We start from the raw sequence: 26,856 nt of genomic DNA, 5'->3' as shown, positions 1-26,856 counted from the left end.
AGAACGCAAAGCCCGCAAGGGCGACGTCCGTGGGTGGGCGCGGTCAAAAGAACCCCGCGAGGCCGCGGCCGGTCAAGGCCGCGGCGCGACCCGCTGTCCCGGCTGGTTCTCATGGGCGTTATGAGGCACGAATAACGCCCATGAGAACCAGCCGGAAGCGTGAGTCGCGTCGCTGGCCCGGGCCGGGATCGGGTCGCGGGCTCCGGCGAACGCGACGGCTCACCGCGCCGGGGACTCACGAGGACCGCGCGACCGACCGGCGGACGCGACGGCTCACCCGCGCGGGCGGGCATCACGAGTCACCGTGCGGGCGGGCATCACGAGGATCGCGCGACCGGCCGGCGGGTGGGTCAGAGGCGGGTGGCGCCCGGGCCGGCCACGGCGACCCAGCTCGTCGGGGCGGTGAAGCCGCGCTCGGCGTAGGCCGCTGCCACGGCGTCGGCGGTCGAGCCGGCCTCGGCGGCGTCGATCAGCGCCAGGACACAACCGCCGAAGCCGCCACCGGTCATCCGGGCGCCGTGAGCCCCGGCGGCCAGGGCGGCCTCCACGGCCACGTCCACCTGGGCCACGGTGATCTCGAAGTCGTCGCGCATCGAGGCGTGCGACGCGGTCAGCAACGGGCCGATCTCGCGGACCCGTCCGTCGCGGAGCAGGGCCACGGTGTCCAGGACCCGCTGGTTCTCGGTGACGATGTGCCGGGTGCGCTTGCGCAGCACGTCGTCGCCGAGGCGGTCGAGGGCGTCCGGCAGGCCGGCCACGCTGACGTCGCGCAGCGCGGGAACGCCGAGGATCGCGGCGGACTCCTCGCAGCTCTTGCGGCGGGCGCCGTACTCACCGTCGACATGCTGGTGCGGCGCGTTGCTGTTGATCACCAGGATGGCCAGGCCCGCGGCGGCCAGGTCGAACGGGATCTGCTCGATCTCGTAGGACCGGCAGTCCAGGAACAGCGCCTTGCCGGCCTCGCAGCGGATCGACGCGGACTGGTCGAGGATGCCGGTGGGCGCGCCGACGTACAGGTTCTCGGCGCGCTGGGCGATCGCGGGGCGCCGTTCCAGCGGCACGTCCAGCCCGCCCAGGTCGATCAGCGCGGTGAGCACCGACGACTCCAGGGCGGCGGAGGACGACAGGCCGGAGCCGAGCGGCACCTCGGAGTCGATCGCGATGCGCACGGCGGGTGGTTCGAAGCCGGCCTCGCGCAGCGCCCAGACCACCCCGGCGACGTACGCCCCCCAGCCGGTCACCTCGCCCGGCTCGGTGACGCCGAAGCTCACCGGTTCGGGCGCGAGGGTGGAGCAGACCGACCAGGTGCCGTCCGGGCTGGGGGCGACCGCGGCGACGGTGCGCTGCGGCAACGCGAACGGCAGCACGAAGCCGTCGTTGTAGTCGGTGTGCTCGCCGATCAGGTTGACCCGGCCGGGCGCCGCCCACAGACCGGCCGGCTCCTCCCCGTACGCCGCGGTGAAGGCCTCGGTGGCCTTGACGGAGATGTCGCTCATGCTGTGCCTCTCTTCGGCCCGCGTTCCCGGCGGCCGCCCGCGCGGCCGTGGTGACACCGGTCGCTCATGCCACGTGCTTGCGGTAGAACGCCCAGGCGTCGCCGATCATCTCCTGCAGGGTGTTCTTCTCGGGAACCCATCCCAACTCCTCGCGGGCGCGCGAGGAGGACGCCACGAGTGTGGCCGGGTCGCCGTCGCGGCGCGGGGCGATCTCGACCGGGATGGCCGCGCCGGTGACCTCGCGGGCCGCCTCGACGACCTGCTTGTTGGAGAAGCCGTTGCCGTTGCCCAGGTTGTAGATCTTGTGCTCGCCGGGCGTCGCCGCCTCCAGCGCGAGCAGGTGCGCCCGGGCCAGGTCCTGCACGTGGATGTAGTCGCGCACGCACGTCCCGTCCGGCGTCGGGTAGTCGTCGCCGAACAGCTGCAGCTTCTCCCGCTTGCCGGCGGCGGCCTGCAACGTGATCGGGATCAGGTGGGTCTCGGGGTCGTGCCGCTCGCCGATCTCGTGGCTCTCGCTGATGTACGCCCCGGCGACGTTGAAGTAGCGCAGTGACACGGCGGCCAGGTTGTGGGCGAACGTCTCGGAGGTCAGCGCCAGGTCGAAGGTGAGCTTGGTCGACCCGTACGTGCTGGTGGGGGCCTTGGCGGCGGTCTCGCTGATGGGAATCTCGACCGGGTTGCCGTAAACCGCGGCGGTCGACGAGAAGATCACCCGCGGGACCCGGGCGGCGCGGATCGCATCCAGCAGGGCGAGCGACTTCACCACGTTCTCGTGCCAGTAGAGCTCCGGCTTGGCCATCGACTCACCGGCCGCGATCAGCCCGGCGAAGTGCAGCACCGCGTCGAAGCCGGCCTCGGGGGTGAGGACCCGGGCGGCGTCGGCGATGTCGGCCTCGACGAACGAGGCGTCGGGTGCGACCGCCTCGCGGAAGCCGGTGCGCAGGCTGTCGAGCACCACGACCTCGTGGCCGGCGTCCAGCAGCAGCCGACTGGTCACACTTCCGACATAACCGGCACCGCCGGTGACGAGCAGTTTCACGGCTGAGGGACCTTTCTGGCGGGGATGGCGATCATAGAATCACGCGGAAGCGCTCATAAGTCAACAGGTTCGAACATCACTCGACGGCGGTGAGGGGGTTTTCGGTATCCGGTTCGAGACTGACACAATGGCCCTCATGTCCGACGTTGCCCGCCGCCCGCGAGTGCTCTCCGGCATCCAGCCGACCGCCGACTCCTTCCACCTCGGCAACTATCTGGGCGCCGTGCGCAACTGGGTGGCGATGCAGGAGACGCACGACGCGTTCTACTGCGTGGTCGACCTGCACGCGATCACGATGGGTCATGATCCGGTCGCGCTTCGTAACCGTACTCGGGTTTCCGTCGCGCAGTTGCTCGCCGTCGGCCTGGACCCGGAGCGCTGCACGCTCTTCGTCCAGTCCCATGTGCCGGAGCACGCGCAGCTCGGCTGGGTGCTCAGCTGCATCACCGGGTTCGGCGAGGCCAGCCGGATGGTCCAGTTCAAGGACAAGTCGGCCAAGGCCGGGCAGGACAGCACCTCTGTCGGGCTGTTCACCTACCCGATCCTGCAGGCCGCCGACATCCTGCTCTACCAGGCCGACCAGGTCCCGGTGGGGGAGGACCAGCGGCAGCACCTGGAGCTGACCCGCGACCTGGCGCAGCGGTTCAACACCCGGTTCGCGCCGACCTACACGATGCCGTCGGCGTACATCGTCAAGGACACCGCGAAGATCACCGACCTGCAGGATCCGACGATCAAGATGTCCAAGTCGGCGTCCTCGCCGAACGGCATCATCGAGCTGCTGGACGACCCGGCCCGCTCGGCCAAGAAGATCAAGTCGGCGGTCACCGACACGGGTCGCGAGATCCTCTACGACGAGGTGAACAAGCCCGGCATCAGCAACCTGCTGACGATGTACGCGGCGCTCACCACGCGCACCATCGACGAGCTCCTGGAGCAGTACGACGGCCGCGGCTACGGCGACCTCAAGAAGGACCTCGCCGAGGTGCTCGTCGAGTTCGTCAAGCCGATCCAGGAGAAGACCAAGGGCTACCTGGACGACAAGGCCCAGCTCGACAAGATCCTGGCCGTCGGCGCGGAGAAGGCGCGGGCCGTGGCCTCGGTGACGCTCGCCAAGACGTACAAGAACGTGGGTTTCCTCAGCCCCGCCCGCGGGGCCTGAGCCCGTGGGTGATCCGTCCCGGACGCGCATCGGCGTGGCGATCGACATCCCGGAGCCCTGGGGGACGATGCTGACGCGCCGGCGCGCGGAGGCCGGCGACCCGCAGGCCGCCTGGACGCCGGCGCACGTCACGCTGCTCGGGCCGACCGAGGTGGACACCGGGGCACTGCCCGCGGTGGAGAAGCACCTCGAGGCGGTCGCCGCGGCCCAGCCGCCGTTCACCGTGCACCTGCGCGGGACAGGCACGTTCAGGCCGATCACCGAGGTGGTGTTCGTCAGCCTGGCGATGGGTATCAGTGAGTGTGAGCTGCTCGCCGAGGCGATCACCAGATCCGGCGACATCCGCCGGGACAGCCGCTTTCCGTACCATCCGCACGTCACTGTCGCGCAGGACGTGGCGCCGGAGGCACTGGACGCGGTCTTCGACGACCTGGCCGGCTTCTCCTGCCGGTTCCCGGTCTCGTCGTTCACGCTGTTCTCCCACGGTGGAGAGGGCCCGTGGCGGCCACGGCGTGACTTCCCGCTCGGCGGCTGATCTTTCGGTTACGGTCGCGCGGTGAACCCTATCGATCGGGCGTATGACGCGGCCGCAGCCCGGATCATGGTGGTGCGGTACCGCTCCCGGTACTTCGACCACCTGTGCCGGGCACTGTTGCGCTACGACAGCGTCCAGGGCGGCCGGCTCGCCGCGGCCAGCGCGTACTACGGCTTCTTCGCCGTGTTCGCGCTGCTGCTGATCGGTTACTCGATCTTCGGGTTCCTGCTGACCAGCAACACCCAGCTGTTCGACGCGGTGCACGACTTCCTCCGGCAGAACCTGCCGTTCCTGGACGTGCAGGCCATCCTGGACAGCAAGAAGACGGTCGGGATCGTCGGCATCCTCGGCCTGACCTTCACCGGCATCGGCTGGGTCGAGGCTCTCCGTTCCTCGCAGCGGCACATCTGGCGGGTCCGCGAGCAGCCCGGCTACTTCGGCATCCGGCAGGCCGTGGACCTGGGCGTGCTGATCGGCGTCCTCCTGCTGCTGGCGCTGACCCAGGCGGCCGTCTACGGCCTGGAGACGCTGCTGGACTGGCTGGCCGACGGCGGGTTCCAGAAGACGCTGTCGGTGGTCAGCCTGATCCTCACGCTCGGCGTGAACATGCTGCTGGCGGCGGCTCTGCTGGCCGCGGTGCCACGGCTGCGGATGACCGCGCGGCGGATGGCCCCGCCGGTGCTGCAGGTCGGGATCGGACTGATGCTGCTCAACACGGTGGGCAAGTCGTTCGTCGCGATGGTCGAGCGCAATCCGGCGTACGGCCTGGTCGGCTCCGCCGTGGGCGCCCTGGTCTACCTGTACGTCTTCCACCAGCTGCTGCTCTTCGGCGCGGCGTGGGCGGCGACCAGTCCGCACGGGCGTGTGGTGGACCTCTCAGCTGACGATAAAACCGCTCCCGTGGGGCAAAACCTCTGGATCCGGGACGCCCGCCCGCGATGATGTCCTGCGTGGGCACACTCGTCACTCTGCACCTGCCGCCCGGTTCGCCACTGACCGATGCGCCATGGGTGATCACCATCGGCTCCCTGGACGACCGGGAGGGCTGGGACCCGGTCGTCTGCGGTCCGTACGAAAGGGACCACGCGATCGCCCTGGCCCGTGCCGTGGTCGCCGACGACGAGCTGATGGCCGTGGTCGAGCCGATGTACCCGCTGGACGGCGCGGACGCGATCCGCAAGGAGATCGAGGCGGCCCGCGCGATGGCCGGCGGGGACACCGACCCCGGCGACGAGCTGCTCGCCGAGCAGGGCATCGGCGGCCCGCCCCCGCCCACCCCGGAGTTGTCGGAGGTGCACGACGGGTGGCGTCGGATAGCCGCCCGGCTGACCCGTTGAGCCCGCTGCGATACTCGTCGCCGTGGTGATCACACGACGGTGGGCGGCGTTCCTGACAGCGGTCGGTGTGTGGACGTGGGTGATCTGGCCCCGCTTCGGCCTCGCCATCTACAAGGACGACCGCTCGTTCGACGACGGCACGCCGACCGCGTTCCTCTGGGTGCACGCGCTGCTGATCGGGGCGTCGCTGATCATCGGCACCGTCGTGGGCGTCCTCGGCATCCGGGCCTGGCGCGCCGCGGCCAGAAAAGCCTGAAGCAGACCCGCGCCGTGGCGAGACAGGTCTGAGTGCAGACCCGCGCCGCGGCGGGAAAGCCCGAGAGCTTGCTGCCGCCGTACGCGCGGAAGGCCTTGAGCCCGCGCCGGAAAGCCGCCGTGACCAAAAGGTGACCGCAACCGAAGCGAACCGTGACCAAACGGGGTTGCCGGCAGCGAAGATTAATCTCCGGTTACGCGGCGACCGGGCAATTCCTCTGGGAACCCACCTAAAGCGGCAGACAAAATCCCTGGTGATTGCGGCGCGATAACGGTGCGCCAACAGTCCGTACCGAACGCCCGCCGACCACATGGACCGCAGCTACGCTGCCGACCTGAGACCCACCGGATGTCGGTGAGCAGTGGAAGGAGGGCGTCTTGCGCCCAGTACGTGGGAAGCGGATCGTGGCGATTCTCGCGGCAGGTGGGCTGACGCTCGCAGCCGCCGCTTGTGGCGACGCTCCGGCTGACACCCCGGCCGCGGGCGGCAGTTCCGCCGCCGCCGCGGCCTACAAGGCCTGCATGGTCACCGACACCGGTGGCATCGACGACAAGTCGTTCAACGCCTCCGCCTGGGCCGGCATCCAGGCCGCCAAGGCCGGCGCCAGCAACATCGACGCGAAGTACGTCTCCTCGTCCTCCGAGGCCGACTACGAGCCGGGCCTGCGCAACTTCGTCACGCAGAAGTGCGACTACATCCTCGCGGTCGGTGGCCTGATGGGCGACTCGACCAAGAAGGTCGCCACCGAGAGCGCCGGCTCGCAGTTCGCCATCGTGGACAGCGGCAGCTCCGGCGCCAACGTCTACCCGATGCAGTTCGCCACCCAGCAGGCCGCGTTCCTCGCCGGTTACCTGGCCGCGGGCTACTCGAAGTCCGGCAAGGTCGGCACCTACGGCGGCCTGAAGATCCCGCCGGTCACCATCTTCATGGACGGCTTCGCCGACGGCGTCGCCTACTACAACCAGAAGAAGGGCAAGACCGTCCAGGTCCTGGGCTGGGACAAGGCGAAGCAGAACGGCACCTTCGCCGACAGCTTCATCGACCAGAACAAGGGCAAGACGATCACCCAGACCCTGGTCTCGCAGGGCGCCGACGTGGTTCTGCCGGTCGCCGGCGGCACCGGCCTGGGCACCGCCCAGGTCGCCAAGGACTCGTCCGGCAAGGTCTCGGTCATCTGGGTCGACCAGGACGGCTGCAAGTCGGCCGCGCAGTACTGTGACGTCTTCCTCAGCACGGTCGTGAAGAACGTCGAGGAGGCCGTCAAGGAGTCCGTGGCCAAGGGTGCCAAGGGCGAGAAGCTCGCGGCCACCCCGGGCTACATCGGCACCCTGGAGAACGACGGGGTCAGCCTGGCGCCGTTCAACCAGTTCGACAGCAAGGTCGACGCGGGCCTGAAGACCGAGCTCGACCAGCTGAAGAAGGACATCATCAGCGGAACGGTCAAGGCCGAGTCGGCCAGCGCACCGAAGTGACCTTCCGGTAGTAGCATGTCGGCCGCCGCTCGGCCACGGGTTCCCAATCCGTGACCGGCGGCGGCTCGTGTTAGACCCCCCTCCACCAGGACCAGCCGAGACTCGGGAGATTCCGCTGAAACTGGAACTGCGCGGCATCACCAAGCGCTTCGGCGACCTGGTGGCCAACGACCACATCGACATCACCGTCGAGCCCGGCGAGGTGCATGCCCTGCTGGGCGAGAACGGCGCCGGCAAGTCGACCCTGATGAACCAGCTCTACGGCCTGCTGCAGCCGGACGAGGGCGAGATCGTCGTCAACGACGAGCCCAAGGTCTTCCGCAGCCCCCGGGACGCGATCGCGGCCGGCATCGGCATGGTCCACCAGCACTTCATGCTCGTCCCGGTCTTCACCGTGGCGGAGAACATCGCGCTCGGCGCCGAGGAGACCCGCGGCGGCCCGCTCGGCTGGCTGGACCGCCGCCGCGCCCGCAAGGACGTGATCGAGACCTCGAAGAAGTTCGGCCTGCCGGTCGACCCGGACGCCCTGATCGAGGACCTGCCGGTCGGCGCCCAGCAACGGGTCGAGATCGTCAAGGCGCTGACCCGCGACGTCGACCTGCTGATCCTGGACGAGCCGACCGCCGTGCTCACCCCGCAGGAGACCGACGAGCTGCTCGCGGTGATGCGCTCGCTCACCGAGATGGGCAAGTCGATCGTCTTCATCACCCACAAGCTGCGAGAGGTCAAGGCGATCGCCGACCGGATCACCGTGGTCCGCCGCGGCAGGATCGTCGGCACCGCCAGCCCGGACACCAGCGAGGACGAGCTGGCCGCCCTGATGGTCGGCCGCGCGGTCAGCCTCGAGGTGGAGAAGGGCCCGGCCGACCCGGGCCGCGCCGTGCTGCAGGTCGCCGGCCTGGTCGTCGACGACGACCGGGGCATCCGCGCGGTCGACGGCGTGGACCTGGAGGTCCGGGCCGGCGAGGTGCTGGGCATCGCGGGCGTGCAGGGCAACGGGCAGACCGAGCTGGTCGAGGCGATCATGGGCCTGCGCGAGGTGCGCGCCGGGACGGTCGGCCTGGACGGCGAGGACCTGGCCGGGATGAGCACGAAGAAGATCCTGCGCTCCGGCGTCGGCTACGTCCCCGAGGACCGCAGCCACGACGGCGTGGTCAAGGAGTTCAGCGTCGCCGAGAACCTGATCCTGGACATGTACGACCGGGAGCCCTTCGGCAACGCGTTCCGCCTGGACATCTCCAAGATCGCCGGGAACGCCCAGGAGCGGGTCGACCAGTTCGACATCCGTACCCAGTCGGCGGAGTCCGCGGTCGGCACCCTCTCCGGCGGCAACCAGCAGAAGGTCGTCATCGCCCGGGAGATGTCCCGCCCGCTGCGGCTGTTCATCGCCTCGCAGCCGACCCGCGGCGTGGACGTCGGCTCGATCGAGTTCATCCACAAGCAGATCGTCCACGAGCGTGACCAGGGCACCGCGGTGCTGGTGGTCTCCAGCGAGCTCGACGAGGTGGTCGGGCTCGCCGACCGGATCGCGGTGATGTACCGCGGCCGGATCCTGGCCGTCGTCTCGCCGGACACGCCGCGCGAGGAGATCGGTCTGCTGATGGCCGGCATCACCGGCGGCAACGAGGAGAAGAAGTGACCGCCGAAACGGCCACCGAGAAGGAACCGGTCGAGAAGGAGACGTTCCTCAACGTCTTCCTGCGCAACCTCTGGTCGTCGAACAGCGTGACCGTCACGGCGCTGTCGATCGTGCTCGCCGTGATCATCGGCGCGGTACTGATCGTGGTCTCCGACTCGGCGGTGCTGGCGAAGTTCAGCTACTTCACGGCCCGGCCCGGCGACGCGCTCGACGCCAGCTGGACGCTGATCAGCTCCGCCTACGCCGACCTGGTCAAGGGCGCGCTCGGCGACCCGCAGGCGTTCAGTGACTGGATGTCCGGCGCCGGCACCTGGCAGAACGCGTTCGCCCCGCTCTCCGAGACGCTGACCTACGCCGCCCCGCTGGTCTTCACCGGCCTGGCGGTCTCGCTGGCGTTCCGCGGCGGCCTGTTCAACATCGGCGCCCAGGGCCAGGCGGTGCTCGGCTGCGTCGCGGCCGGGGTGGCCGGCTTCACCTTCGGCCTGCCGATCGTGCTGAACCTGATCGTGGCGCTGATCGCCGGCGCGCTCGGTGGCGCGCTCTGGGGCTTCCTGCCCGGCCTGCTCAAGGCCCGGACCGGTGCCCACGAGGTGATCACCACGATCATGCTGAACTACACCGCCGGGCTGTTCCTGGCCTGGCTGGTCATCCAGCAGGGCATCCAGCAGCCCGGCCGCAGCGACGCGATCAGCAAGGTGGTCGCCGAGTCGGCGCAGCTGCCCTCGTTCGGCGGCGTGCTCCGGGTGCACCTGGGCATCGTGCTCGCGGTGCTGACCACCGCCGGGGTGGCGTGGCTGCTCAACCGCTCGGCGTTCGGCTTCGAGCTGCGCGCGGTCGGCTCCAACCCGCACGCCGCGAGGACCGCAGGCATCAGCGTGGCCAAGACGTACACGCTGCTGATGGCGATCGCCGGCGCTCTCGCCGGGCTCGGCGGCGCGACCCAGGTGCTGGGCACGGCGTACGCGCTGACCCCGTCGGTGGCCGGCAACATCGGCTTCGACGGCCTGCTGGTCGCCCTGCTCGGCCGCAACCGCCCGTGGGGCACCCTGCTGGCCGCGCTGCTGTTCGGCGCGCTGCGGGCCGGTGGCAACCGGATGCAGTCGTTCACCGGCATCTCGCTGGAGCTGGTCACCGTGCTGCAGGCCCTCATCGTCATCTTCATCGCCGCTCCCGCCCTGGTGAAGGCGATCTTCCGACTTCGTGCCGCCCGCGCCGCCGGGCTCGGCGTCTCTCCGGCGAAGGGCTGAGGACATGTCGACCACGACTGTGGAGGCGCCGACCGAGGTCGCCGCGCCGGAACCGTTCTGGACCCGCCAGCGCCGCTTCGGGGTGGCCCTGGTCCTGCTGGGCGCGCTGGCCGCCGTGGTGTTCGGCTCGCTCGCGCCGAGCAAGGATGCCCGGTTCACGCTCACCCAGGAGGCCGAGGGCGCCGCGCTCTCGATCAACGGCCAGTTCGGCGCCGTGCTCTTCGGCGTGCTGACGCTGCTGGCCGGCGGGCTGCTCGTCGCCGGGCTGCTCAAGCGCTGGTCGAACGCGCTGCTGGTGATCGGCATCGTGACGTTCGTGCTGTCGTTCCTGTGCTGGCAGGTGGCCGGTCAGTTCATGTCGCTGGAGGACACCCTCAGCGGCACGATGGACCTGGCGCTGCCGCTGGTGCTGGGCGCGCTGGCCGGCGTGCTCGGCGAGCGCTCCGGCGTGGTGAACGTGGCGATCGAGGGCCAGTTCCTGATGGGCGCGTTCGCCGGGGCCCTGATCGGCACGATGGCCGGCAGTGTCTGGGCCGGGCTGATCAGCGCGGCCGTCGGCGGTGTGATCATCGCGGCGATCCTGGCCGTGCTCTCGATCCGTTACCTGGTCGACCAGACCGTGGTCGGCATCGTGCTGAACCTGTTCGCGCTGGGCATCACCGGCTTCCTCTACGAACGGCTGATGCAGCCCGACGCGGCGAAGTACAACGCGCCGCCGCAGATGCCCACCTGGAAGATCCCCGGGCTGGCCGACATCCCGGTGCTCGGGCCGGTGTTCTTCGACGCCACGCTGCTGCTCTGGATCGCGCTGGTCCTGGTCCTGGTGATCCATTTCGCGTTGAACCGGACCCGGTGGGGCCTGCGCACCCGGGCGGTCGGCGAGCACCCGACCGCAGCGGACACCGTCGGCATCCGGGTGCGTGGCCTGCGCTACCTGAACGTGCTGCTCGGCGGCGTGGTGGCGGGCCTGGGCGGGGCGTACTTCACGCTCGTGGCCACCGGCAGCTTCACCAAGAACATGACCGCCGGCGCCGGCTTCATCGCGCTCGCTGCGCTGATCTTCGGGCGGTACACGCCGTTCGGGGCGTTCGGGGCGGCGCTGTTCTTCGGCTTCGCGCAGAAGCTGGCGTTCTACCTGAGCGCGATCAACAGCCCGGTGCCGAACCAGTTCCTGAGCATGCTGCCGTACCTGGCGACGATCATCGCGGTGGCCGGGCTGGTCGGCCGCGTGCGGGCGCCCGCGGCCGACGGTCTTCCGTACATCAAGAGTTGACATCCCGCTGACGCAGATGCCCGGGTCAGGCCCGGGCATCTGTCGTTGACGGCCCGGACAGTGGGGCAGAATCGAGATCATGGAGATCGACTGGGCGGCGCTACGAACAGCCGCCATCGAGGTGATGCGGCGCGCCTACGTGCCCGCGTCCGACTTCCCGGTCGGCGTGGCCGCCCTGGTCGACGACGGCCGGGTGGTGGTCGGCTGCAACGTGGAGAACGCGTCCCTCGGCATGACCCTGTGCGCCGAGTGCGGCATGGTCGGCTCGCTGCACGCCACCGGCGGCGGCAAGCTGGTGGCGATGTCCTGCGTGGATGCGACCGGTGCGCCGCTCATGCCGTGCGGGCGCTGCCGCCAGATCCTCTGGGAGCACGGCGGCCCGGACATGCTGGTCGAGGCGCTGCCCCGGCCGCTGCGGATGGACGAGCTGCTGCCGCACGCCTTCGGCTGGGTGGACATGGAGAAGGTCACCGGCCCGGCCGGTGGCCCCGAGGTCCCCGCCGAGCTGGCCAAGTGGCGCGGTCGCGGCACGGTCTTCGTGCATCCGGACCTGTCCGGCGGCGAGACGATCTGGACCGGTTACTGGGAGCGCTCGTCGGGCGCCCCGGGCACCGGGGAGGACAAGGGCATCCTGGAGGAGGGGCCGAACTTCCCGACCGCCTCCGCCGCGGTGGCCTGGGGTCTGGTCCGCAGTCCGCGGGTCGTGGTGGTGGACGCCGAGGGCGGTCTGTCCTGGGCCGGCGAGGGTGAGCTGCCGGACGGGATCCCGCAGCGCTGGACAGAGGAACAAGCATGAGCGGTATCGCAGCTGTCGACGTCATCCGGGCCAAGCGGGACGGGTACACCCTCACCGACGAGCAGATCGACTGGGTCGTCGACGCGTACACCAAGGGTGTCGTCGCCGACGAGCAGATGTCCGCGCTGGCCATGGCGATCCTGCTGCGCGGCATGACGCCCGCCGAGATCGCCCGCTGGACCGCCGCGATGATCGCCAGCGGCGAGCGGCTGGACCTGTCAGCGGTGTCCCGGCCGACCGCCGACAAGCACTCCACCGGCGGTGTCGGCGACAAGATCACGCTGCCGCTGACCCCGCTGGTCGCCGCGTGCGGCGTGGCGGTGCCGCAGCTCTCCGGCCGCGGCCTGGGCCACACCGGCGGCACGCTGGACAAGCTGGAGTCGATCCCCGGCTGGCGGGCCCGGCTCGGCAACGACGAGTTCATCCGCCAGCTCGACGAGATCGGCGCGGTGATCTGCGCGGCCGGTGACGGCCTGGCCCCGGCCGACCGCAAGCTCTACGCGCTGCGCGACGTCACCGGCACGGTCGAGGCGATCCCGCTGATCGCCAGCTCGATCATGAGCAAGAAGATCGCCGAGGGCACCGGCGCGCTGGTCCTCGACGTCAAGGTCGGCTCCGGCGCGTTCATGAAGGACCTGGCCAGCGCTCAGGAGTTGGCTCGCACCATGGTCCGGCTGGGCAAGGACAGCGGGGTCACCACTGTCGCCCTGCTCACCGACATGAGCACCCCGCTCGGGCTGGCCGTCGGCAACGCCAACGAGGTCGCCGAGTCGGTCGAGGTGCTGGCCGGCGGCGGCCCGTCCGACGTGGTCGAGCTGACCCTGGCCCTGGCCCGGGAGATGCTGGCCGCCGCGGGCGTCGACGCCGACCCGGAGAAGGTGCTGGCCTCCGGCGTCGCGATGGACACCTGGAAGGCGATGATCCGGGCGCAGGGCGGCGACCCGGACGCGACGCTACCGGTCGCCAGGCACACCGAGGTGCTGCGGGCCGAGTCGGACGGCGTGGTGACCACGATGGACGCGTTCGGGATCGGGGTGGCCGCGTGGCGGCTCGGCGCCGGCCGGGCCCGCAAGGAGGACCCGGTCAGCTTCGGCGCCGGCGTGCAGCTCAAGGTGAAGCCCGGCGACCGGGTGAAGGCCGGTGACGTGCTGCTCGAGCTGCGCACGGACGAGGAGTCCCGGATTCCCGCGGCGCGGGCTGACGCGGTCGGCGCGATCATGATCGGGACCGATGCCCCCGCCTCTGCCGGTCTCCTCCTGGACCGCATAGCCTGACGCACCATGACGAAGGCCGCTCCCGATCCACGCGCGGTTCGCGAGGCCAGCCTGGACGAGTTGGCCAGGCTGGGTCTGCCGTTGCCGCCGCCCACGTTCCCGCTGGTGTGGGAGCTGGGCGACACGGTCGAGCTGCGCCCGGTGGCCGAGCTGGAGGCGCGGGCCGCGGTGCTGCACGTGGTGGTGGCCCGCTGTTTCGGGATGCCGACCGAGGCGGCGATGAGCTGGCTGCTCGCGTCGCACCTGGTCGAGCTGGTCACCCCGCCCGAGTGGCAGTTCGTGATCGGGGCCAAGGGCGACCACCGCTCGTTCGTGCTGCACCACGACGCGGTCTTCGCGCTGGCCTACCTGCTCGGGCTGGGCCGGCACCTGGACCCGACGGTGCCGCCCGACGATCACCTGATGGCCCAGATGCCGGATCTGCCGGCGGGCGAGACCTTCGGCCGCTGGCGGTCCCGGTCGCTGGTCGCGGTCCGGGACGCGGCCGAGGCGGCGGTGCTGCTCGACCTCTACTACTGCCTGGACTGGGCCTTCCAGGAGGCCGAGCAGGCCGGTCGGCCGCTGCCCGGCGAGGTGGACAGCAACGCGATCGGGCAGCGGCGCTGGGCGCTGGAGTGGGCGGTCATCTTCCACGGCCCCTATCACGACAATCCCCCGGAATGGGAAGAAGTCGACCTTTCGGTCTGAGAGTTCAAGAGCCTTTCAGACCCGTTTCGCGTACGCCGTGAGCACCACCGCCGCGGTGACCGTCACGTCACGCGCGGGCAGGTCGCCGACCGTCACGTGCCGGGCGCTCGGCGTCATCCCGATCAGGGTGCGGACCTCGGTGGCGGTCAGTCGCATCTCGTGGCGCAGCGTGGTCGTCCCGACCGGCCGGAAGTGTTCATCGAGAGTCTCACCGACCCGTGCCGCCTTGTCCGGGTCCACCTGGATCAGGCCGTGTGCCGCGACCAGCTCCGCCAGGTGCTCGGCGGCCGGGGTGACCACGAGCAGCCGGCCCCGCGGGCGCAGCACCCGGGCGAACTCGGGGCCGTTGCGCGGGGCGAAGACGTTCAGGATCACGGTGGCCGAGGCGTCCGCGACCGGCAGCGGACGCCACAGGTCGGTGAGGACCGCGGCGGCGCGCGGGTGGGCTCTCGCGGCCCGGCGCAGCGCTGGTTTCGACACGTCCAGGCCCAGGCCCACGGCGGTGGGGGCGGCACCCAGGACGTGGGCGAGGTAGTCGCCGGTGCCGGTGCCCGCGTCGAGGATCACTTCGCTGTCGCGCACTTCCCGCCGTACCGCAATCGGATCTTGATCGTGGAGATCTGCCGCCGCCCGGGCGAGAGCCTCGGCGATGAAGGCGTAGTGACCCGCGGCCAGGAAATCGGCACGATCGGCGATCATCTCGGCGCTGTCGCCGGTGTGCGGCAGGCGGCCGGCGCTCAGATCGGCATAGCCCTGTTTCGCCATGTCGAAGCTGTGACCGCGGGGGCAGCGCAGGGCCCGGTCGTGCCGCTGGAGTGGCTCCCGGCAAACCGGGCACCGCAGGTACGGCAATGCGCCATCGATCATGGGAAGAGTTTTCTTTCCTTTTCACGGGTGGTGGGCAGGCCGGTCGGACAGGCCCTTACGCTTCTCTGATGGCTGGCATCGCGCACTCGGACATCATCAAGGCTCCCAAGGTTCTGCTGCACGACCATCTGGACGGCGGACTCCGACCGGCCACGATCGTGGAGCTGGCCGCCGCGGTGGGTCACGAGCTGCCCGAGACCGACCCGGCACGGCTCGGTGACTGGTTCGTCGCGGCAGCCGACTCCGGCTCGCTGGAACGGTACCTGGAGACGTTCGCGCACACCGTCGCGGTGATGCAGACCGTCGAGGGCCTGCACCGGGTGGCCAAGGAGTGCGCGCTGGACCTGGCCGCCGACGGCGTCGTCTACGCCGAGGTCCGTTACGCCCCGGAGCAGCACCTGGAGCGCGGTCTCACGCTGGACGAGGTGGTCGAGACGGTCGAGGCCGGGTTCCGCGAGGGCAGCGCCGAAGCGGCCGCGAACGGCACCCCCATCCGGATCGGCACGTTGCTCACCGCGATGCGGCACGCCGCCCGCTCGCAGGAGATCGCCGAGCTGTCGGTGCGGTTCCGCGACGCCGGGGTGGTCGGCTTCGACATCGCCGGCGCCGAGGCCGGTTTCCCGCCCACCCGGCACCTGGACGCCTTCGAGTACCTGCAGCGGGAGAACTTCCACTTCACGATCCACGCGGGCGAGGCGTTCGGCCTGCCGTCGATCTGGGAGGCCATCCAGTGGTGCGGCGCCGACCGGCTGGGTCACGGCGTCCGGCTCATCGACGACATCACCGTGGTGCAGGGCGGGCCGAGCACGGTCACCGCGACCGGGGGCACCCAGGCGGCCCCGCCGGTGCTGGGGCGGCTCGCGGCGTACGTGCGGGACAAGCGCATCCCGCTGGAGCTCTGCCCCTCCTCGAACGTGCAGACCGGCGCGGCCGAGTCGATCTCCGCGCATCCGATCAAGCTGCTGCACGATCTCCGTTTCCGGGTCACTGTCAACACCGACAACCGGCTGATGAGCGGTACGTCGATGAGCCGCGAGATGGTACTGCTGACCGAGGCGTTCGGGTGGGGCTGGGCGGAGCTGCAGTGGCTGACCATCAACGCAATGAAGTCGGCTTTCATCCCGTACGACGAGCGACTGGTCGTGATCAACGAGGTGATCAAGCCGGCGTACGCCAAGTTGATCGGCTGAAGTCCGGCTTTTCGGGTTTTGTGGGGAGCAGTCAGCCTTTCTGCCCATCGGGGCATACGTACGGCAGACGAAATCACCTGTCTGGATCTCCGGCTCCACCGTTCGGCTACACTGCCGCCTACAAACTTGGCATAATCCGGCATCTCGCCTTGCCGATCGCGGGTAACCGAGCCATGGTTCTCCTGTCGCGATCGACTACGATCTGACCCGTCGGCCTGCGCCCCACCCCCCAACGCCGCGCCGACCGCGTTCGAGTGACCTTGAGATACATGCACCTCTACAGGTAGTGATTTCAGACCGGCGATGTCCAACTGCGACGTTGCAACATCGCGTCACACAACCGGTCCGTGTCCGCATGCTCTTTCTCTTTGACACTCGTCGTGATGGAATCTCGGGGGCCCGACCCGGCGAGTCGGCCGTGCGCGGTGCCCGGCGAGCCGAATGCCGGGCCCGAATCAGGAGGACGGTGACGTGAGCAAGCGCCCAAGTGAGGCGGACGGCGTCATGTCGCGTCTGCGTCGACCTACGGGTCGGCTGCGAGACCTACCCATCTGGTCGAAGCTTGGTCTGATCATGCTCGTGCCGACCGTCGCGACGATCATCGTCGGCGTCAACGGTCTGGTCGAGCACATCGACGAAGCCAACACCGCAGAGAACACGCGGACGCTGGCGGTGCTGGCCGAAGCTGCAGGCGGCCTCGCCGACCAGCTCCAGGACGAGAGGGCGTATGCGATCCAGATCGCCCTCGGCACCGATGCCGGGTTCGGCAACGGCAAGGTGAACACCGCGGTCGCGAAGGCCGCGACACCGAAGTACAACGACATCCACAACAAGGTCGAAGCCGCCCGGGCGGTCTACTCGCAGCAGCGGTCGGCGGTCGAGAAGCAGCCCGAGCGCGTCACGATCATGCTCTCCCGGCTGGACAACAACCTGGCCGACCTCGCGACGTTCCGCAGCAAGGTCACCAACTCCAACGCGGACGTCGCGACCGTGCAGACGACCTACAACACCCTGATCAACGACCTTCTGAGCGTGCGTGACGCGGCTGCCCAGCAGACCAGCAACACCGCGCTGAGCGACCACCTGCGGGCGGTCGCCGAGGTCGCCCGCGCCAAGGACTACGTGTCCCAGCAGCGGTACATCGGGCTCGAGGTCATCGGCATCAACCAGCTCAGCGCGTCGCTGCGGCAGTCCCTGCTCACCGCGCAGACAGGTTTCAACCTGGCCAAGGGCAACCTCACCGCGGTCGCGACCAAGGGCGAGGACACGCAGTTCGCCAAGGCCACGCAGAACAACGACGCCGCTCGTGCCGCCGGCAACCTGGTCACCCCGCTGCTGGCCAACGCGGGCACCGACATCTCGGCGCTGCCGATGAACGTCGACAGCTGGGACAAGGCGCTCGCCGGTTACGACGACACGTTCCGCGGGGTCGAGCAGAGCCTCGACAAGAGCATCGTCGCCGAGGCGACGGACAACCGGAACACGACGAACCGTACGGTCTTCGTCGAGACCAGCGTCCTGCTCGGCATGCTCCTGCTGGCGATCCTCTTCGCCTGGCTGGTCGCCCGGTCGATGGCCCGCTCGCTGCGTGAGCTACGGCAGGGTGCGCTCGCGGTCGCCCAGTTCGGCCTCCCGCACGCGGTGTCCCGGCTGCGTGACCCGGCGCTCTCCGCGTCGCTCACCCCGGCCCAGGTCGCCGACCAGATCGCCGAGCCCCTCCCGGTGCGCAGCCGGGACGAGTTCGGGCAGGTGACCGAGGCGTTCAACGCGGTCCACCTGGAAGCCGTGCGGACCGCGGCCGAGCAGGCCGCCCTGCGGGCCTCCGTCGCGACGATGTTCGTCAACCTCGCCCGCCGTTCGCAGATCCTGGTCGACCGGCTCATCGGTCACCTGGACCGGCTGGAGCGCGGCGAGGAGGACCCGGACCGTCTGGCCGAGCTCTTCCAGCTCGACCACCTGGCCACCCGAATGCGGCGTAACGACGAGAACCTCCTGGTTCTCGCGGGCGCCGACTCCACCCGTGTGCAGCGCGAGCCGGCCGCTCTGATCGACGTGCTGCGCGCCGCGCAGTCCGAGGTCGAGCACTACACCCGGATCGAGTTCGGCGTCATCGACCGGGACATCGAGGTGTCGGCGCACGCCGTCAACGACATGGTCCACCTGGTCGCCGAGCTGTTCGACAACGCGACCGCCTTCTCCCCGCCGAACTCCAACGTTCTGGTGGAGGCCCGCCGGGTCGGCGAGAACGCGGTGCTCAGCGTGGAGGACCACGGCATCGGCATCAGCCGCGAGCAGCTTCGCGACCTGAACGAGCGCCTGGCCAACCCGCCGACGGTGGACGTGGCCGTCTCCCGGATGATGGGCCTGGTCGTGGTCGCCCGGCTGGCGAACCGGCACGGCGTGCGCGTCGAGCTGCGCCCGGCCGACCGCGAGCGGGGCACTGTCGCCGAGGTGGGTCTGCCCGTCTCCGTCCTGGCCACCGCAACGCCCGGCCGGATCCCGGGTGGTTACGACGCGCCGCCGGCCGCGATGCCGTCCTTCGGTGAGCCCCTCGCCCTGGAGAGCGGCCGTGGCGGCTACCCGGGCACCAACGGCTCGAACGGTTCCGTCCCGGCCTGGTCCGACCTGACCGGCGCGGCCCCGTCCAGCGGCTTCGGCGGCGGATCGAACGGCTTCGGCGGTGGGTCCAACGGCTTCGGCGGTGGACTCGGCGCGAACGGCTTCGGTGGCGGGCTCGGCAACAACGGCTCGGCCAACGGCTTCAACGGCACGCCCAGCGGCGGCTTCGGCCCCCGCAGCAACGAGCCGCTTCCGCCGCTGCCGTCCGGCCCGGTCAGCTCCGGTCCGGTCAGTTCCGGCCCGCAGGGCTTCGCCGGTCTCGACGAGCTGGCCCAGCGCCGTAACGGCAACGACTACCAGCGGCCCGACGGGGATCTGAACGGCTTCGGCCCGACCATTCCCCGTCAGCTGCCGGCGAACCCGGAGAACCAGAGCCGCGGCTCGTTCATGCCGCCGGTCTCCGCACCGCCGGTTCCGTCGGCCCCGCCGGTGACCTCGGCGCCGCCGGTGCCGTCCGCGCCGCCGGTCTCCGCCGCGCCGATCTCGGCCGAGCCGACTTCGTTCGCGTCGGCGCCGCCGGCCTGGCCGCCGGTCGCCGGTGACCGCGAGACGCCGCACGTCCCGGAGAACCTGGCCGCGGCGCTCGACATGACCGCCGAGATCCCGCGCTACCGCCCGGAGAACGCCGAGCCGCGCCCCGAGGTGGCCCGTCCGGTCAACCCGCCCATGGCGTCGTTGCCCGCGTCGGCCCCCCCGGCGTACGACTCCTCGGTGGCTCCGGTCAGCAGCCCGGCCGCCGACCAGGCGACCGCGGCGGCCCAGATCTCCTCCGCCCGTGAGGGCGCGGTGCCGTTCGCCGACGAGACGATGGAGCTGCCGATCTTCCGGGAGCTCGAATCGGCCTGGTTCACCACGACCCAGGCGGCGTCGTCCGGCCCTGCCGTCACCGGCAGCGGCGAGGAAGCCGTCGTCTCCCAGCGGATCCCGACCGGCGAGCCCAACCGTAGTGCCGGGGTGCCCCAGCAGGCGATCTCCCCGGAGGCTCGCGAGCTGGACGCCGCGACGGTCGGTGCGGGCGCCTCGGCGGCCGGTGCCGGCTCCTACGGCGGCGGCGCGGCGGGCACGAGCCCGTGGCACACCGCGGCTGACGACGGCTGGTCGGCGGCTCGCAAGGCGTCCGAAGTCACCATCGACACGACCACCACGGCGGGCCTACCCAAGCGCACGCCGATGGCGCAACTCGTCCCCGGCGGTGTTGACCGGGGCGGTAACTCCGTCCAGCGCCGTACGCCCGAGGGGGTTCGCGGTCTGCTGTCCGCGTACCACCGGGGTGTCGCGCGCGGTCGCACCAAGGAACAATCGACCAACCCGGAGGAGACTCCGGGAGGGCAGCAGCCCTCGCAGGCTGGCAAGGAGCATGAGGCATGACATCTACGCAGGATCTCGGTTGGCTCCTCGCCAACTTTGCTGACCGCGTTCCCGGGGTCGCGCACGCGATCGCGGTCTCCGCCGACGGCCTGCTCCTGGCGGCCTCGCGGGACCTCCCCCGGGACCGCGCGGACCAGCTGGCCGCCATCGCGTCCGGTCTGGTCAGCCTGACCCAGGGCGCCGCGCGCTGCTTCGAGGGCGGCGCTGTTCTGCAGACGGTCGTGGAGATGGACAATGGGTTCCTGTTCCTGATGTCCATCTCCGATGGCTCCTCGTTCGCGGTGCTCGCGGCTCGCAGCTGCGACGTCGGTCAGGTCGGCTACGAAATGGCCCTCCTGGTCGACCGCGTCGGCGAGGCGCTGACCCCCGCGCCGCGTTCCGCGGCCGGGGTGCTGGGCTGAAGGCGTAGTGAGCCGGCCCATCCGGCTACTGTCCAGAAACTTGAAAACCAATACACTTCGAGGGGCCGAGGGAAGGGTTGACGGTGACGATGCCTGAACGCGATGAGCCGACCGGCGCGCTGGTAAGACCGTATGCCGTTACCCGTGGTCGGACCCGGCCGAAGCTTGAGATAGCGCTGGAAGCGCTGGTCGAGACAACCGTGCGTGGCCGTTCCGGCATGCTCCGTGGTGGGCATGGTGGAGGCGAGCATCAGTACATCGCGCAGATGTGCGACAACGGCCGAGTGCAGTCGCTCGCCGAAATCGCCGCACGCATGCAACTGCCGCTCGGTGTGGCACGTGTGATCGTCGCCGATATGGCCTCTGATGGCCTGCTCGCGGTGTACGAGCCCACCTCGCTTGAAGACGAGACCGACGCGGTAGGCACGGAACTGCTGGAAAGGGTGCTGAGTGGACTTCGCAGGCTCTGACATGTCGCAACGTCCCGCTGCGGGCGGACGCGTGACATCGGCGAAGATTGTCATCGCCGGTGGCTTCGGCGTCGGTAAGACGACGCTGGTGGGCTCGGTCTCGGAGATCACCCCACTGACCACCGAGGCGATCATGACCTCGGCCGGTGTGGGCGTCGATGACAACCGGCAGGTGCCGGGGAAGATGACCACCACGGTCGCCATGGACTTCGGCCGGATCAGCATTGATCGCGACCTGATCCTGTACCTGTTCGGCACGCCTGGCCAGACGCGGTTCTGGTTCATGTGGGACGAGCTGGTCCGGGGCGCGATCGGTGCGGTGGTCATGGTGGACACACGTCGGCTCGCCGACTGCTTCGCCGCCATCGACTTCTTCGAACATCGTCGCCTGCCGTACCTGGTGGCGATCAACTGCTTCGACGGCATGCAGTATCACAACCCGCAGGACGTTCGGGACGCTCTGGCGATCTCGAGCGACGTGCCGGTCGTGAGCTGCGACGCCCGTAACCGTGAATCGACGAAGAACGTCCTCATCTCGCTGGTCGAGTATGTGCTGACGATGCGTCGCACGCGCGCGGTAGCGCCAGCCTGACGAACGGTGAAAGCCCCGCTCCGATAGTCGGAGCGGGGCTTTCGCACGTCTTCAGCCAGGTGTTGCGCGCAGCGGATCACTGACGTTGAGTAACTGTTGACCGGAAGTGTTCACTCCCGCACTCGCCGGCTCCCGGGTACCCCGCCCCTTCGGCGGTGAGTCGCATGCACCCTTGACATCCAGCCGAGCGGCGTCGGCTGGCGCTCAGGGGTGTGTCGGGTGTGCCGTTGGACCCCTGGTGTCCAGCTCGGCGGCGTCGGCTGGTGTTGAGGGGTGTGTCGGGCACTCCGATACAGCCCTGAGCGCCAGCCGGCGGCGGGACCCGGCTCGCGGCGTGCTGCCAGAGCCGCCTTGCCTGGAGTCGGCCGTCAGCGGCGGCTGGGCGGTGGTGGGAGCGGGGCTGGCTGGTGAGCACCGTTGTCTGAGCGCCCGGTGGGTGGCGGCTGGGCGGTGATGGCAGCGAGGCTGGCTGGTGAGCACATCGGGTGGGGTGGCGGCTGGGCGCTGTGACGGCAGCGGGGCTGGGCCCTGGCGGTTGAACGGGAGCCTCCTGACCGTTGGACCCACACCCGCCCCGCAGCCCTCGTCCGTGGACCTCACCGCGTCGCTGGAGGCGAAACGGCCGCAACCCCGAAGGATTGCGGCCGTCCCGGACGAACCTCAGCGGTTCCCGCTGTACCCCGCCCCGTTGTTCCGGTACTCGTCGGCGGGCTGCCCGTCGCGGGTGAAGTCCCACCCGCCGGCCGCCTCCCGGCCCGGGCGGCCACCCATCGCGAAGCCGCCGATCTCCTGTCCGCGCCGCCAGCCGCGGAAGTATCCCGTGGTGTGCGCGGCGATCGAGGCGGCGTCCCGGACGATCCGCAGCGGACGTTCCTCGCGAACCGTGGTGCCGGGCACCAGGTTCGCCTGGGGGACGCGCTTGGGCAGCCCGGCTGACGTCTCCGCGGCGACGGCCGGGGTGGCCGCCTTCTGCGCGGCACGCCAGCCGCTGTCGTTCGGGTTGGCCCAGTCGACGTTGCCGGAGTCGGTGCTGGGGCCGCCGGTGAACCAGGCGGACCGGGCAGCCGCGAAGATCAGCAGGTCGCCGTCGCTGCCGTCGGACGGGACCGGCGGTGCGGTGCTGCGGTCGAGCGCGGTGATCCGGGGCGGCAGGTCCTCGACCGGCATGGTGCGGGCGCCGCCGTCGATGAGGCGCAGTGACGGCGGGTCGCCGATCTGGTCGATGCCGGGCGCCTTGGCCCGTGAACCGTTGAGCTGCGTGTCGACCAGGTGCAGCGCCGGCGGTTCCTTCGGCATGTCCTGCCACGGCGGCCGCACGCGTCCCTCAGCGCCGGGCCCGCTGACCGAAGCGCTGGCCCCGCCCAGCGAGGCACCAGGCCTGCCCAGCGAGGTGTCAGACCCGCTCAGGGAGGAACCAGGCCTGCCCAGCGAGGTGTCAGACCCGCTCAGGGAGGAACCGGGCCTGCTCAGTGAGGTGTCCGGCCCGCTCAGCGAGGCACCAGGCCTGCTCAGTGACGCGCCGGACCCACCCAGCGAAGCGCCAGGCCTGCTCAGCGAGGTACCGGACCCGCTCGACGAAGCGCCGGGCCCGCTCACCGAAGCGGCGGCCGGACGCTGCGGGAGCGCGGTGTCGTCGCCGTTGTTCAGCAGCGGCCAGTTGGCGCGAGAGCCGGGCTCCGGCGTCTCCTCCGCGGGCCGCTGCGTGGGCATCGGCAGGGAGAAGTCGGTCGGGCCGACGGACGTGCCGTTGGTAGCGGCGGGTGTGGCGGGCGTGGCAGCCGGGCGGGTGCTGGGCCGCGACGGGATGACCGTGCGTCCCCGTTCGGCCCGGGCCCGGTTCAGCTCGGCGTTGGCGAGCGTGGGCCGGAACGGCTCGCCCGCGTCGGCCGGGCTGCTCGCCAGGCCACCCGAGGAGACCGGGTTGCGCGCGGCAGGGGAGATCGGGTTCCGCGCCGCGGGGGAGATCGGGCTGCGAGCCGCGGGCGACGACGGCGCGGCCGGAATGCGGCTGCCCGGCACCGGACGGGTGCCCGGCGTGATCGGCGTCATCCCCGGCGGGGGCGGCGGCACCGACACCGGGCGGTTGCCCGGCGTGCTGCTGATCCGCCCGGGAAGTCCGTTGGCGGCGGCCGGCGCGATCGGCGGCGGGGCGATCGGGTCCGGGGCGACCGGGGGAGCGTTCAACGGCTGCGGGACGGCCGGCCCGCCGATCCCGCCCGCCAGGGGCTCGGGGCGGCTGCGACGGCTGAACCGGGAACCGAGGTCGCTGCTCGCGGCCGGCGGCGTGGCCGGGACCGGGTCGGCTGCCCGGCGGCCGGCGCGACGGCCGACGTTCGGCTCGGTGGCCGGGCTGGAGGCCCGGGCGGCGAGCGTGCCGACCAGCGCGGCGCACGCGGCGTCGCAGGTGCGGACGGCGGCGATGGCGTGCTTGACCGCCTCGGCGGCGGCCGGGGCCAGCGACTTGTTGACCCCGCCCCGGCGCGGCGACTCGCTGATCGCCACCTGCAGGGCAGTGACCGCGGCGATCACCTGGTCCTCGGTGCCGGTGCCGGCCCGGGTGAGGTCGGTGGCGACGTCCTGAGCGGTCTGCTCGGGGTCACCGCCCCGGCCGGTCAGCCGGCCGGGCTCGGGAATCGCGTCGAGGACGGCCATGGCCAGCGGGTGCGCCGGGTCCGGGTAGGCCCGCAGGGCCGCTGGGTAGAGCTCGCGCAGCACCTCGCGCAGCGCGACCGCGGCCGAGTTGCGCCCGGTGAGCATGGCCACGTGCGCGGCCAGGACCGGCTTGTAGCTGACCAGCTCACGCGGGGCGGGGAGGTTGATCGCGGCGATCGCGCCGGCCTGCAGCGCCCGGGCCAGCCCGATGGCGCGGCGGGCGGCGGCCGGGGCGGAGATCTCCTCCGGGGAGTCGTCGTCCGAGAAACGCTCGGCGAAGTCGTCGGCGTCGTCGTCGTCGACCACGACCAGCGGGCGACCGGCGGCGGTGAGCAGCGAGGTGACGACGTGGTCGTCACTGTCGGCGGCCACGGCCGCGTCGCCGAACCCCGTCGTCCGTTCCACGAGCAGCGTTCCCAGCAGGGCGTAACCGGCCGGGTCGTCGCTGATCTCGTGGACGCCGAGCAACCGGCCTGCGTCGTCCACCACGGCGATGGTCAGTGGCGCGGCCGAGGCCGAACGCACCGAATCATCAGCCGACGCCAGACCGCAGTACACGCGCACGAGCGCCACGGCGTCGTCCTCCTCCCCGGGAGTGCTTCTCTGTGGCCAAGGACTGATGTTCCCTGCTAATCGGTCAGTCACGCCAGTCCACAGCAGCAGAGATCTTGCCGATGACCGACCGCCAGCCCAGACTCGCCTGTTGTGCCCCGATTTTCTTCAACCGGCGACGGCCGAAGAAACCGCCCATCCCACCGCTTTCCGCGGCACGGAGGGAGTCGTCGAGGTCATCGAGCGGAGAGCCGGGCGACAGCGCCAGGATCACCGGCTTGAGCCGGAGCGCATACCCGAGATCCCGGGCAATCTCTCCGGCGGCGATGAGCAGGGGCAGATCCCACGTGTCGTGTCCGCCGCGCAGGTTCTCCACCACGAGGTCGAGTTCGTAGCGTTCCTCCGGCAGCGGGTCGATGTCGCTCGACTGTACCCGCTCCGTGAGGTCACTCCAGGTGTCCAATTGTGCGAGATCGTGGGGAGCACCCGAACGAATGAAGGAGACCAGCGCTTCGGCGTTCTTGAAGGCGAGCAGGCGGCCCTTGTGACTGAGGAACATGGGTACTTCCTCGTCGTCCGACTGGTCCTTCACCTCCTCCGACTCGTCGTCGGCATCGGCTTTCCCGGCGGACTTCTTCTCGCCGTCCTCATCCGTCGCGTCCTCGTCCTCGTCCTCGGCGAGGAGCGCCTCATACTCCTCGTCGACGATGACGCCCTCCTCGCCGTCCTCGTCGAGGGCGGCGCGCTTGCGGGAGTCGAACGGGTCCTCCTCCTCGACATCGAGCTCGGTCGGCGTCAGCTCGGACACCTTCCGGTACGCCCGGAGCGTCAGACCGACGCCACCCGGGAGCGCGACCTCGATCGGCTCGACGCGAACCTGCTCCCAGAGCTCACGCCCGTTGAGTCCTTCCGTCGAGGACTTCTCGGCCACCGGCGCGGACGCCTCGGGCTCGTCGGACTGGCTGGTCACGGTTGACCTCCGGGTTGATCGGGGTTGAGCGGGACGGGTGACTACCGGCACATACCCTAGTCCGCAACGCTGTGTGACAGCGGCCCCGTCCCCTCTCAACCTCCACGCGTCGCTAATAACCCTTCGGGTGCCAGACGGTCTTGGTCTCCAGCAACGCGGTCATCGGCTTGAGCCCGGGGTCGGCGGTGAAATCGGCCCGGCCCGCGTCCGGCCGCAGCACCCGCTTCAAGGTCCCGGCCGCGGCCCGTTCCAGCTCGGCCGCCAGTTCCGCGTGTTCCACCCCGGTCAGGTCCAGCGCGTTCACGTCGGCGTGCGCGGCCAGCCAGGGCGCGGTCTCGGCGTACTTCCCGGTGAGGATGTTGACCACGCCGCCGGGCACGTCCGAGGTGGCGAGGATCTCGGCCAGGGTGATCGCGATCTGCGGGCCGGCCGCCAGCACCACCGTGGTGTTGCCGGTGACGATCGCCGGGGCGATGACGCTGACCAGGCCGAGCAGCGTGGCCGGGGCGACGATCGCGACGACGCCGGTCGGCTCGGGCGCGGAGATGTTGAAGAACGGGCCGGCCACCGGGTTCGCCCCGCCGGCCACCTGGGCGATCTTGTCGGACCACCCCGCGTACCAGACCCACCGGTCGATCGTGGCGTCCAGCTCGGCGGCCGGCACCCCGAGCGCCGCGAACTCGTCGCGCCGGGACTCGACCATCTCGGCGATCCGGTAGAGGACCTGACCACGGTTGTACGCCGTGGCGCCGGCCCACCCGGGTTGCGCGGCGCGGGCCGCGACCACCGCGTCGCGGGCGTCCTTGCGGGAGGCGAGGGCCACGTTGTCGCCGTCTGCCACGAACGTCCGTCCTGACTCGCTGCGCGGGAACTTGCCGCCGATGTAGAGCTTGTAGGTCTTGCGGACGGAGAGTCGAACAGACACGGGTAACTCTGCCGGCCCGGCCGGCTCCGCCGGCGTG

The 26,856-nt window shown here is 70.6% G+C and carries 23 protein-coding genes; 17 read left to right on the top strand and 6 right to left on the bottom strand.

All coding sequences use genetic code 11. From position 1 onward, the window contains the following. Nucleotides 1-350 precede the first annotated feature (350 nt). Nucleotides 351-1,496 (bottom strand): galactokinase, encoded by a 1,146-nt coding sequence (gene galK, locus Acy02nite_RS21115; protein WP_203743085.1) that lies wholly within the window; start codon nt 1,494-1,496, stop codon nt 351-353. Nucleotides 1,497-1,560: 64 nt separating this feature from the next. Continuing rightward, nucleotides 1,561-2,535: a UDP-glucose 4-epimerase GalE gene (gene galE / locus Acy02nite_RS21110; protein WP_203743083.1), complete on the bottom strand. Its 975-nt coding sequence runs from the start codon at nt 2,533-2,535 to the stop codon at nt 1,561-1,563. A gap of 136 nt (nt 2,536-2,671) precedes the next feature. On the opposite strand from galE, the gene trpS reads away from it, so the two are divergent. From trpS to Acy02nite_RS21050, 12 genes are all read left to right on the top strand, one after another. Then, nucleotides 2,672-3,697, top strand: coding sequence for a tryptophan--tRNA ligase (trpS, locus tag Acy02nite_RS21105; RefSeq protein WP_203743081.1), 1,026 nt, complete (start codon nt 2,672-2,674; stop codon nt 3,695-3,697). Nucleotides 3,698-3,701: 4 nt separating this feature from the next. Further along, nucleotides 3,702-4,232 (top strand): 2'-5' RNA ligase family protein, encoded by a 531-nt coding sequence (locus Acy02nite_RS21100; RefSeq protein WP_203743079.1) that lies wholly within the window; start codon nt 3,702-3,704, stop codon nt 4,230-4,232. A 21-nt stretch (nt 4,233-4,253) separates the two neighbouring features. Further along, nucleotides 4,254-5,174, top strand: a complete 921-nt coding sequence (locus tag Acy02nite_RS21095) for a YihY/virulence factor BrkB family protein (RefSeq protein ID WP_203743077.1) — start codon at nt 4,254-4,256, stop codon at nt 5,172-5,174. An 8-nt stretch (nt 5,175-5,182) separates the two neighbouring features. Next, on the top strand, nt 5,183-5,569 hold the full coding sequence (locus Acy02nite_RS21090; RefSeq protein ID WP_203743075.1) for a hypothetical protein: 387 nt from the start codon (nt 5,183-5,185) through the stop codon (nt 5,567-5,569). 22 nt (nt 5,570-5,591) lie between these two features. Further along, nucleotides 5,592-5,825 carry an SCO4848 family membrane protein gene (locus Acy02nite_RS21085; protein WP_203743073.1) on the top strand — a complete coding sequence of 78 codons (234 nt, stop codon included), beginning with the start codon at nt 5,592-5,594 and terminating at the stop codon, nt 5,823-5,825. Nucleotides 5,826-6,202: 377 nt separating this feature from the next. Continuing rightward, nucleotides 6,203-7,297 carry a BMP family lipoprotein gene (locus tag Acy02nite_RS21080; protein ID WP_203743071.1) on the top strand — a complete coding sequence of 365 codons (1,095 nt, stop codon included), beginning with the start codon at nt 6,203-6,205 and terminating at the stop codon, nt 7,295-7,297. Nucleotides 7,298-7,364: 67 nt separating this feature from the next. After that, on the top strand, nt 7,365-8,936 hold the full coding sequence (locus Acy02nite_RS21075) for an ABC transporter ATP-binding protein (protein ID WP_275407299.1): 1,572 nt from the start codon (nt 7,365-7,367) through the stop codon (nt 8,934-8,936). Continuing rightward, the gene (locus Acy02nite_RS21070; RefSeq protein ID WP_203743069.1) at nt 8,933-10,183 is read left to right on the top strand and encodes an ABC transporter permease; all 1,251 of its coding nucleotides are present in this window, start codon (nt 8,933-8,935) and stop codon (nt 10,181-10,183) included. Before Acy02nite_RS21075 ends, Acy02nite_RS21070 begins: the two co-directional genes overlap by 4 nt. Before the next feature lie 4 nt (nt 10,184-10,187). Further along, complete coding sequence (locus Acy02nite_RS21065) at nt 10,188-11,456, top strand: ABC transporter permease (protein WP_203743067.1); 1,269 nt, start codon at nt 10,188-10,190, stop codon at nt 11,454-11,456. 79 nt (nt 11,457-11,535) lie between these two features. Continuing rightward, nucleotides 11,536-12,252: a cytidine deaminase gene (locus Acy02nite_RS21060; RefSeq protein WP_203743065.1), complete on the top strand. Its 717-nt coding sequence runs from the start codon at nt 11,536-11,538 to the stop codon at nt 12,250-12,252. Then, entirely contained in the window at nt 12,249-13,526 is a 1,278-nt protein-coding gene (locus tag Acy02nite_RS21055; RefSeq protein WP_203743063.1) for a thymidine phosphorylase, read from the top strand. Before Acy02nite_RS21060 ends, Acy02nite_RS21055 begins: the two co-directional genes overlap by 4 nt. Before the next feature lie 6 nt (nt 13,527-13,532). Then, entirely contained in the window at nt 13,533-14,213 is a 681-nt protein-coding gene (locus Acy02nite_RS21050) for a DUF4272 domain-containing protein (protein WP_203743061.1), read from the top strand. Nucleotides 14,214-14,228: 15 nt separating this feature from the next. Here Acy02nite_RS21050 and Acy02nite_RS21045 read toward each other — a convergent pair whose 3' ends face one another. Next, nucleotides 14,229-15,080, bottom strand: a complete 852-nt coding sequence (locus Acy02nite_RS21045) for a putative RNA methyltransferase (RefSeq protein ID WP_203743059.1) — start codon at nt 15,078-15,080, stop codon at nt 14,229-14,231. 68 nt (nt 15,081-15,148) lie between these two features. Here Acy02nite_RS21045 and Acy02nite_RS21040 point away from each other — a divergent pair, with 68 nt between their 5' ends. From Acy02nite_RS21040 to Acy02nite_RS21020, 5 genes are all read left to right on the top strand, one after another. Then, nucleotides 15,149-16,270: an adenosine deaminase gene (locus Acy02nite_RS21040; RefSeq protein ID WP_203743057.1), complete on the top strand. Its 1,122-nt coding sequence runs from the start codon at nt 15,149-15,151 to the stop codon at nt 16,268-16,270. A gap of 471 nt (nt 16,271-16,741) precedes the next feature. After that, a complete protein-coding gene (locus Acy02nite_RS21035) occupies nt 16,742-20,257 on the top strand; it encodes a sensor histidine kinase (RefSeq protein ID WP_203743055.1) in 3,516 nt (1,171 codons plus the stop codon). Then, nucleotides 20,254-20,658: a roadblock/LC7 domain-containing protein gene (locus tag Acy02nite_RS21030; RefSeq protein WP_014447580.1), complete on the top strand. Its 405-nt coding sequence runs from the start codon at nt 20,254-20,256 to the stop codon at nt 20,656-20,658. The genes Acy02nite_RS21035 and Acy02nite_RS21030 overlap by 4 nt, the downstream gene beginning before the upstream one ends. An 89-nt stretch (nt 20,659-20,747) precedes the next feature. Next, complete coding sequence (locus Acy02nite_RS21025; protein ID WP_203743089.1) at nt 20,748-21,128, top strand: DUF742 domain-containing protein; 381 nt, start codon at nt 20,748-20,750, stop codon at nt 21,126-21,128. A gap of 1 nt (nt 21,129) precedes the next feature. Further along, nucleotides 21,130-21,720 carry a GTP-binding protein gene (locus Acy02nite_RS21020; protein WP_043512997.1) on the top strand — a complete coding sequence of 197 codons (591 nt, stop codon included), beginning with the start codon at nt 21,130-21,132 and terminating at the stop codon, nt 21,718-21,720. Between the two features lie 660 nt (nt 21,721-22,380). Here the strand turns inward: Acy02nite_RS21020 and Acy02nite_RS21015 are convergent. The 3 genes from Acy02nite_RS21015 to Acy02nite_RS21005 form a co-directional block, all read right to left on the bottom strand. After that, nucleotides 22,381-24,993, bottom strand: coding sequence for a transposase (locus Acy02nite_RS21015; protein WP_438820865.1), 2,613 nt, complete (start codon nt 24,991-24,993; stop codon nt 22,381-22,383). A gap of 16 nt (nt 24,994-25,009) precedes the next feature. Then, nucleotides 25,010-25,894 (bottom strand): SatS C-terminal domain-containing protein, encoded by an 885-nt coding sequence (locus Acy02nite_RS21010; protein ID WP_203743051.1) that lies wholly within the window; start codon nt 25,892-25,894, stop codon nt 25,010-25,012. 112 nt (nt 25,895-26,006) lie between these two features. Beyond that, nucleotides 26,007-26,819, bottom strand: a complete 813-nt coding sequence (locus Acy02nite_RS21005) for an aldehyde dehydrogenase family protein (RefSeq protein WP_203743049.1) — start codon at nt 26,817-26,819, stop codon at nt 26,007-26,009. Between the last annotated feature and the right edge of the window lie 37 nt (nt 26,820-26,856).

It is taken from the genome of Actinoplanes cyaneus, assembly GCF_016862095.1.
In the GTDB taxonomy this organism is placed as follows: Bacteria; Actinomycetota; Actinomycetes; order Mycobacteriales; family Micromonosporaceae; genus Actinoplanes; species Actinoplanes cyaneus.
Note: the sequence above shows the minus strand (reverse complement) of the source record. Positions and strands in the feature narration are given on the sequence as shown.

Bases quoted from the DNA above. Each gene is read 5' to 3' on its own strand.
- Acy02nite_RS21040 (WP_203743057.1), top strand. From the start codon at position 15,149: ATGGCTGGCATCGCGCACTCGGACATCATCAAGGCTCCCAAGGTTCTG.
- Acy02nite_RS21020 (WP_043512997.1), top strand. From the start codon at position 21,130: ATGTCGCAACGTCCCGCTGCGGGCGGACGCGTGACATCGGCGAAGATT.
- Acy02nite_RS21025 (WP_203743089.1), top strand. From the start codon at position 20,748: ATGCCTGAACGCGATGAGCCGACCGGCGCGCTGGTAAGACCGTATGCC.
- Acy02nite_RS21060 (WP_203743065.1), top strand. From the start codon at position 11,536: ATGGAGATCGACTGGGCGGCGCTACGAACAGCCGCCATCGAGGTGATG.
- Acy02nite_RS21050 (WP_203743061.1), top strand. From the start codon at position 13,533: ATGACGAAGGCCGCTCCCGATCCACGCGCGGTTCGCGAGGCCAGCCTG.
- galK (WP_203743085.1), bottom strand. From the start codon at position 1,496: ATGAGCGACATCTCCGTCAAGGCCACCGAGGCCTTCACCGCGGCGTAC.
- Acy02nite_RS21055 (WP_203743063.1), top strand. From the start codon at position 12,249: ATGAGCGGTATCGCAGCTGTCGACGTCATCCGGGCCAAGCGGGACGGG.
- Acy02nite_RS21045 (WP_203743059.1), bottom strand. From the start codon at position 15,080: ATGATCGATGGCGCATTGCCGTACCTGCGGTGCCCGGTTTGCCGGGAG.
- Acy02nite_RS21030 (WP_014447580.1), top strand. From the start codon at position 20,254: ATGACATCTACGCAGGATCTCGGTTGGCTCCTCGCCAACTTTGCTGAC.
- Acy02nite_RS21065 (WP_203743067.1), top strand. From the start codon at position 10,188: ATGTCGACCACGACTGTGGAGGCGCCGACCGAGGTCGCCGCGCCGGAA.
- trpS (WP_203743081.1), top strand. From the start codon at position 2,672: ATGTCCGACGTTGCCCGCCGCCCGCGAGTGCTCTCCGGCATCCAGCCG.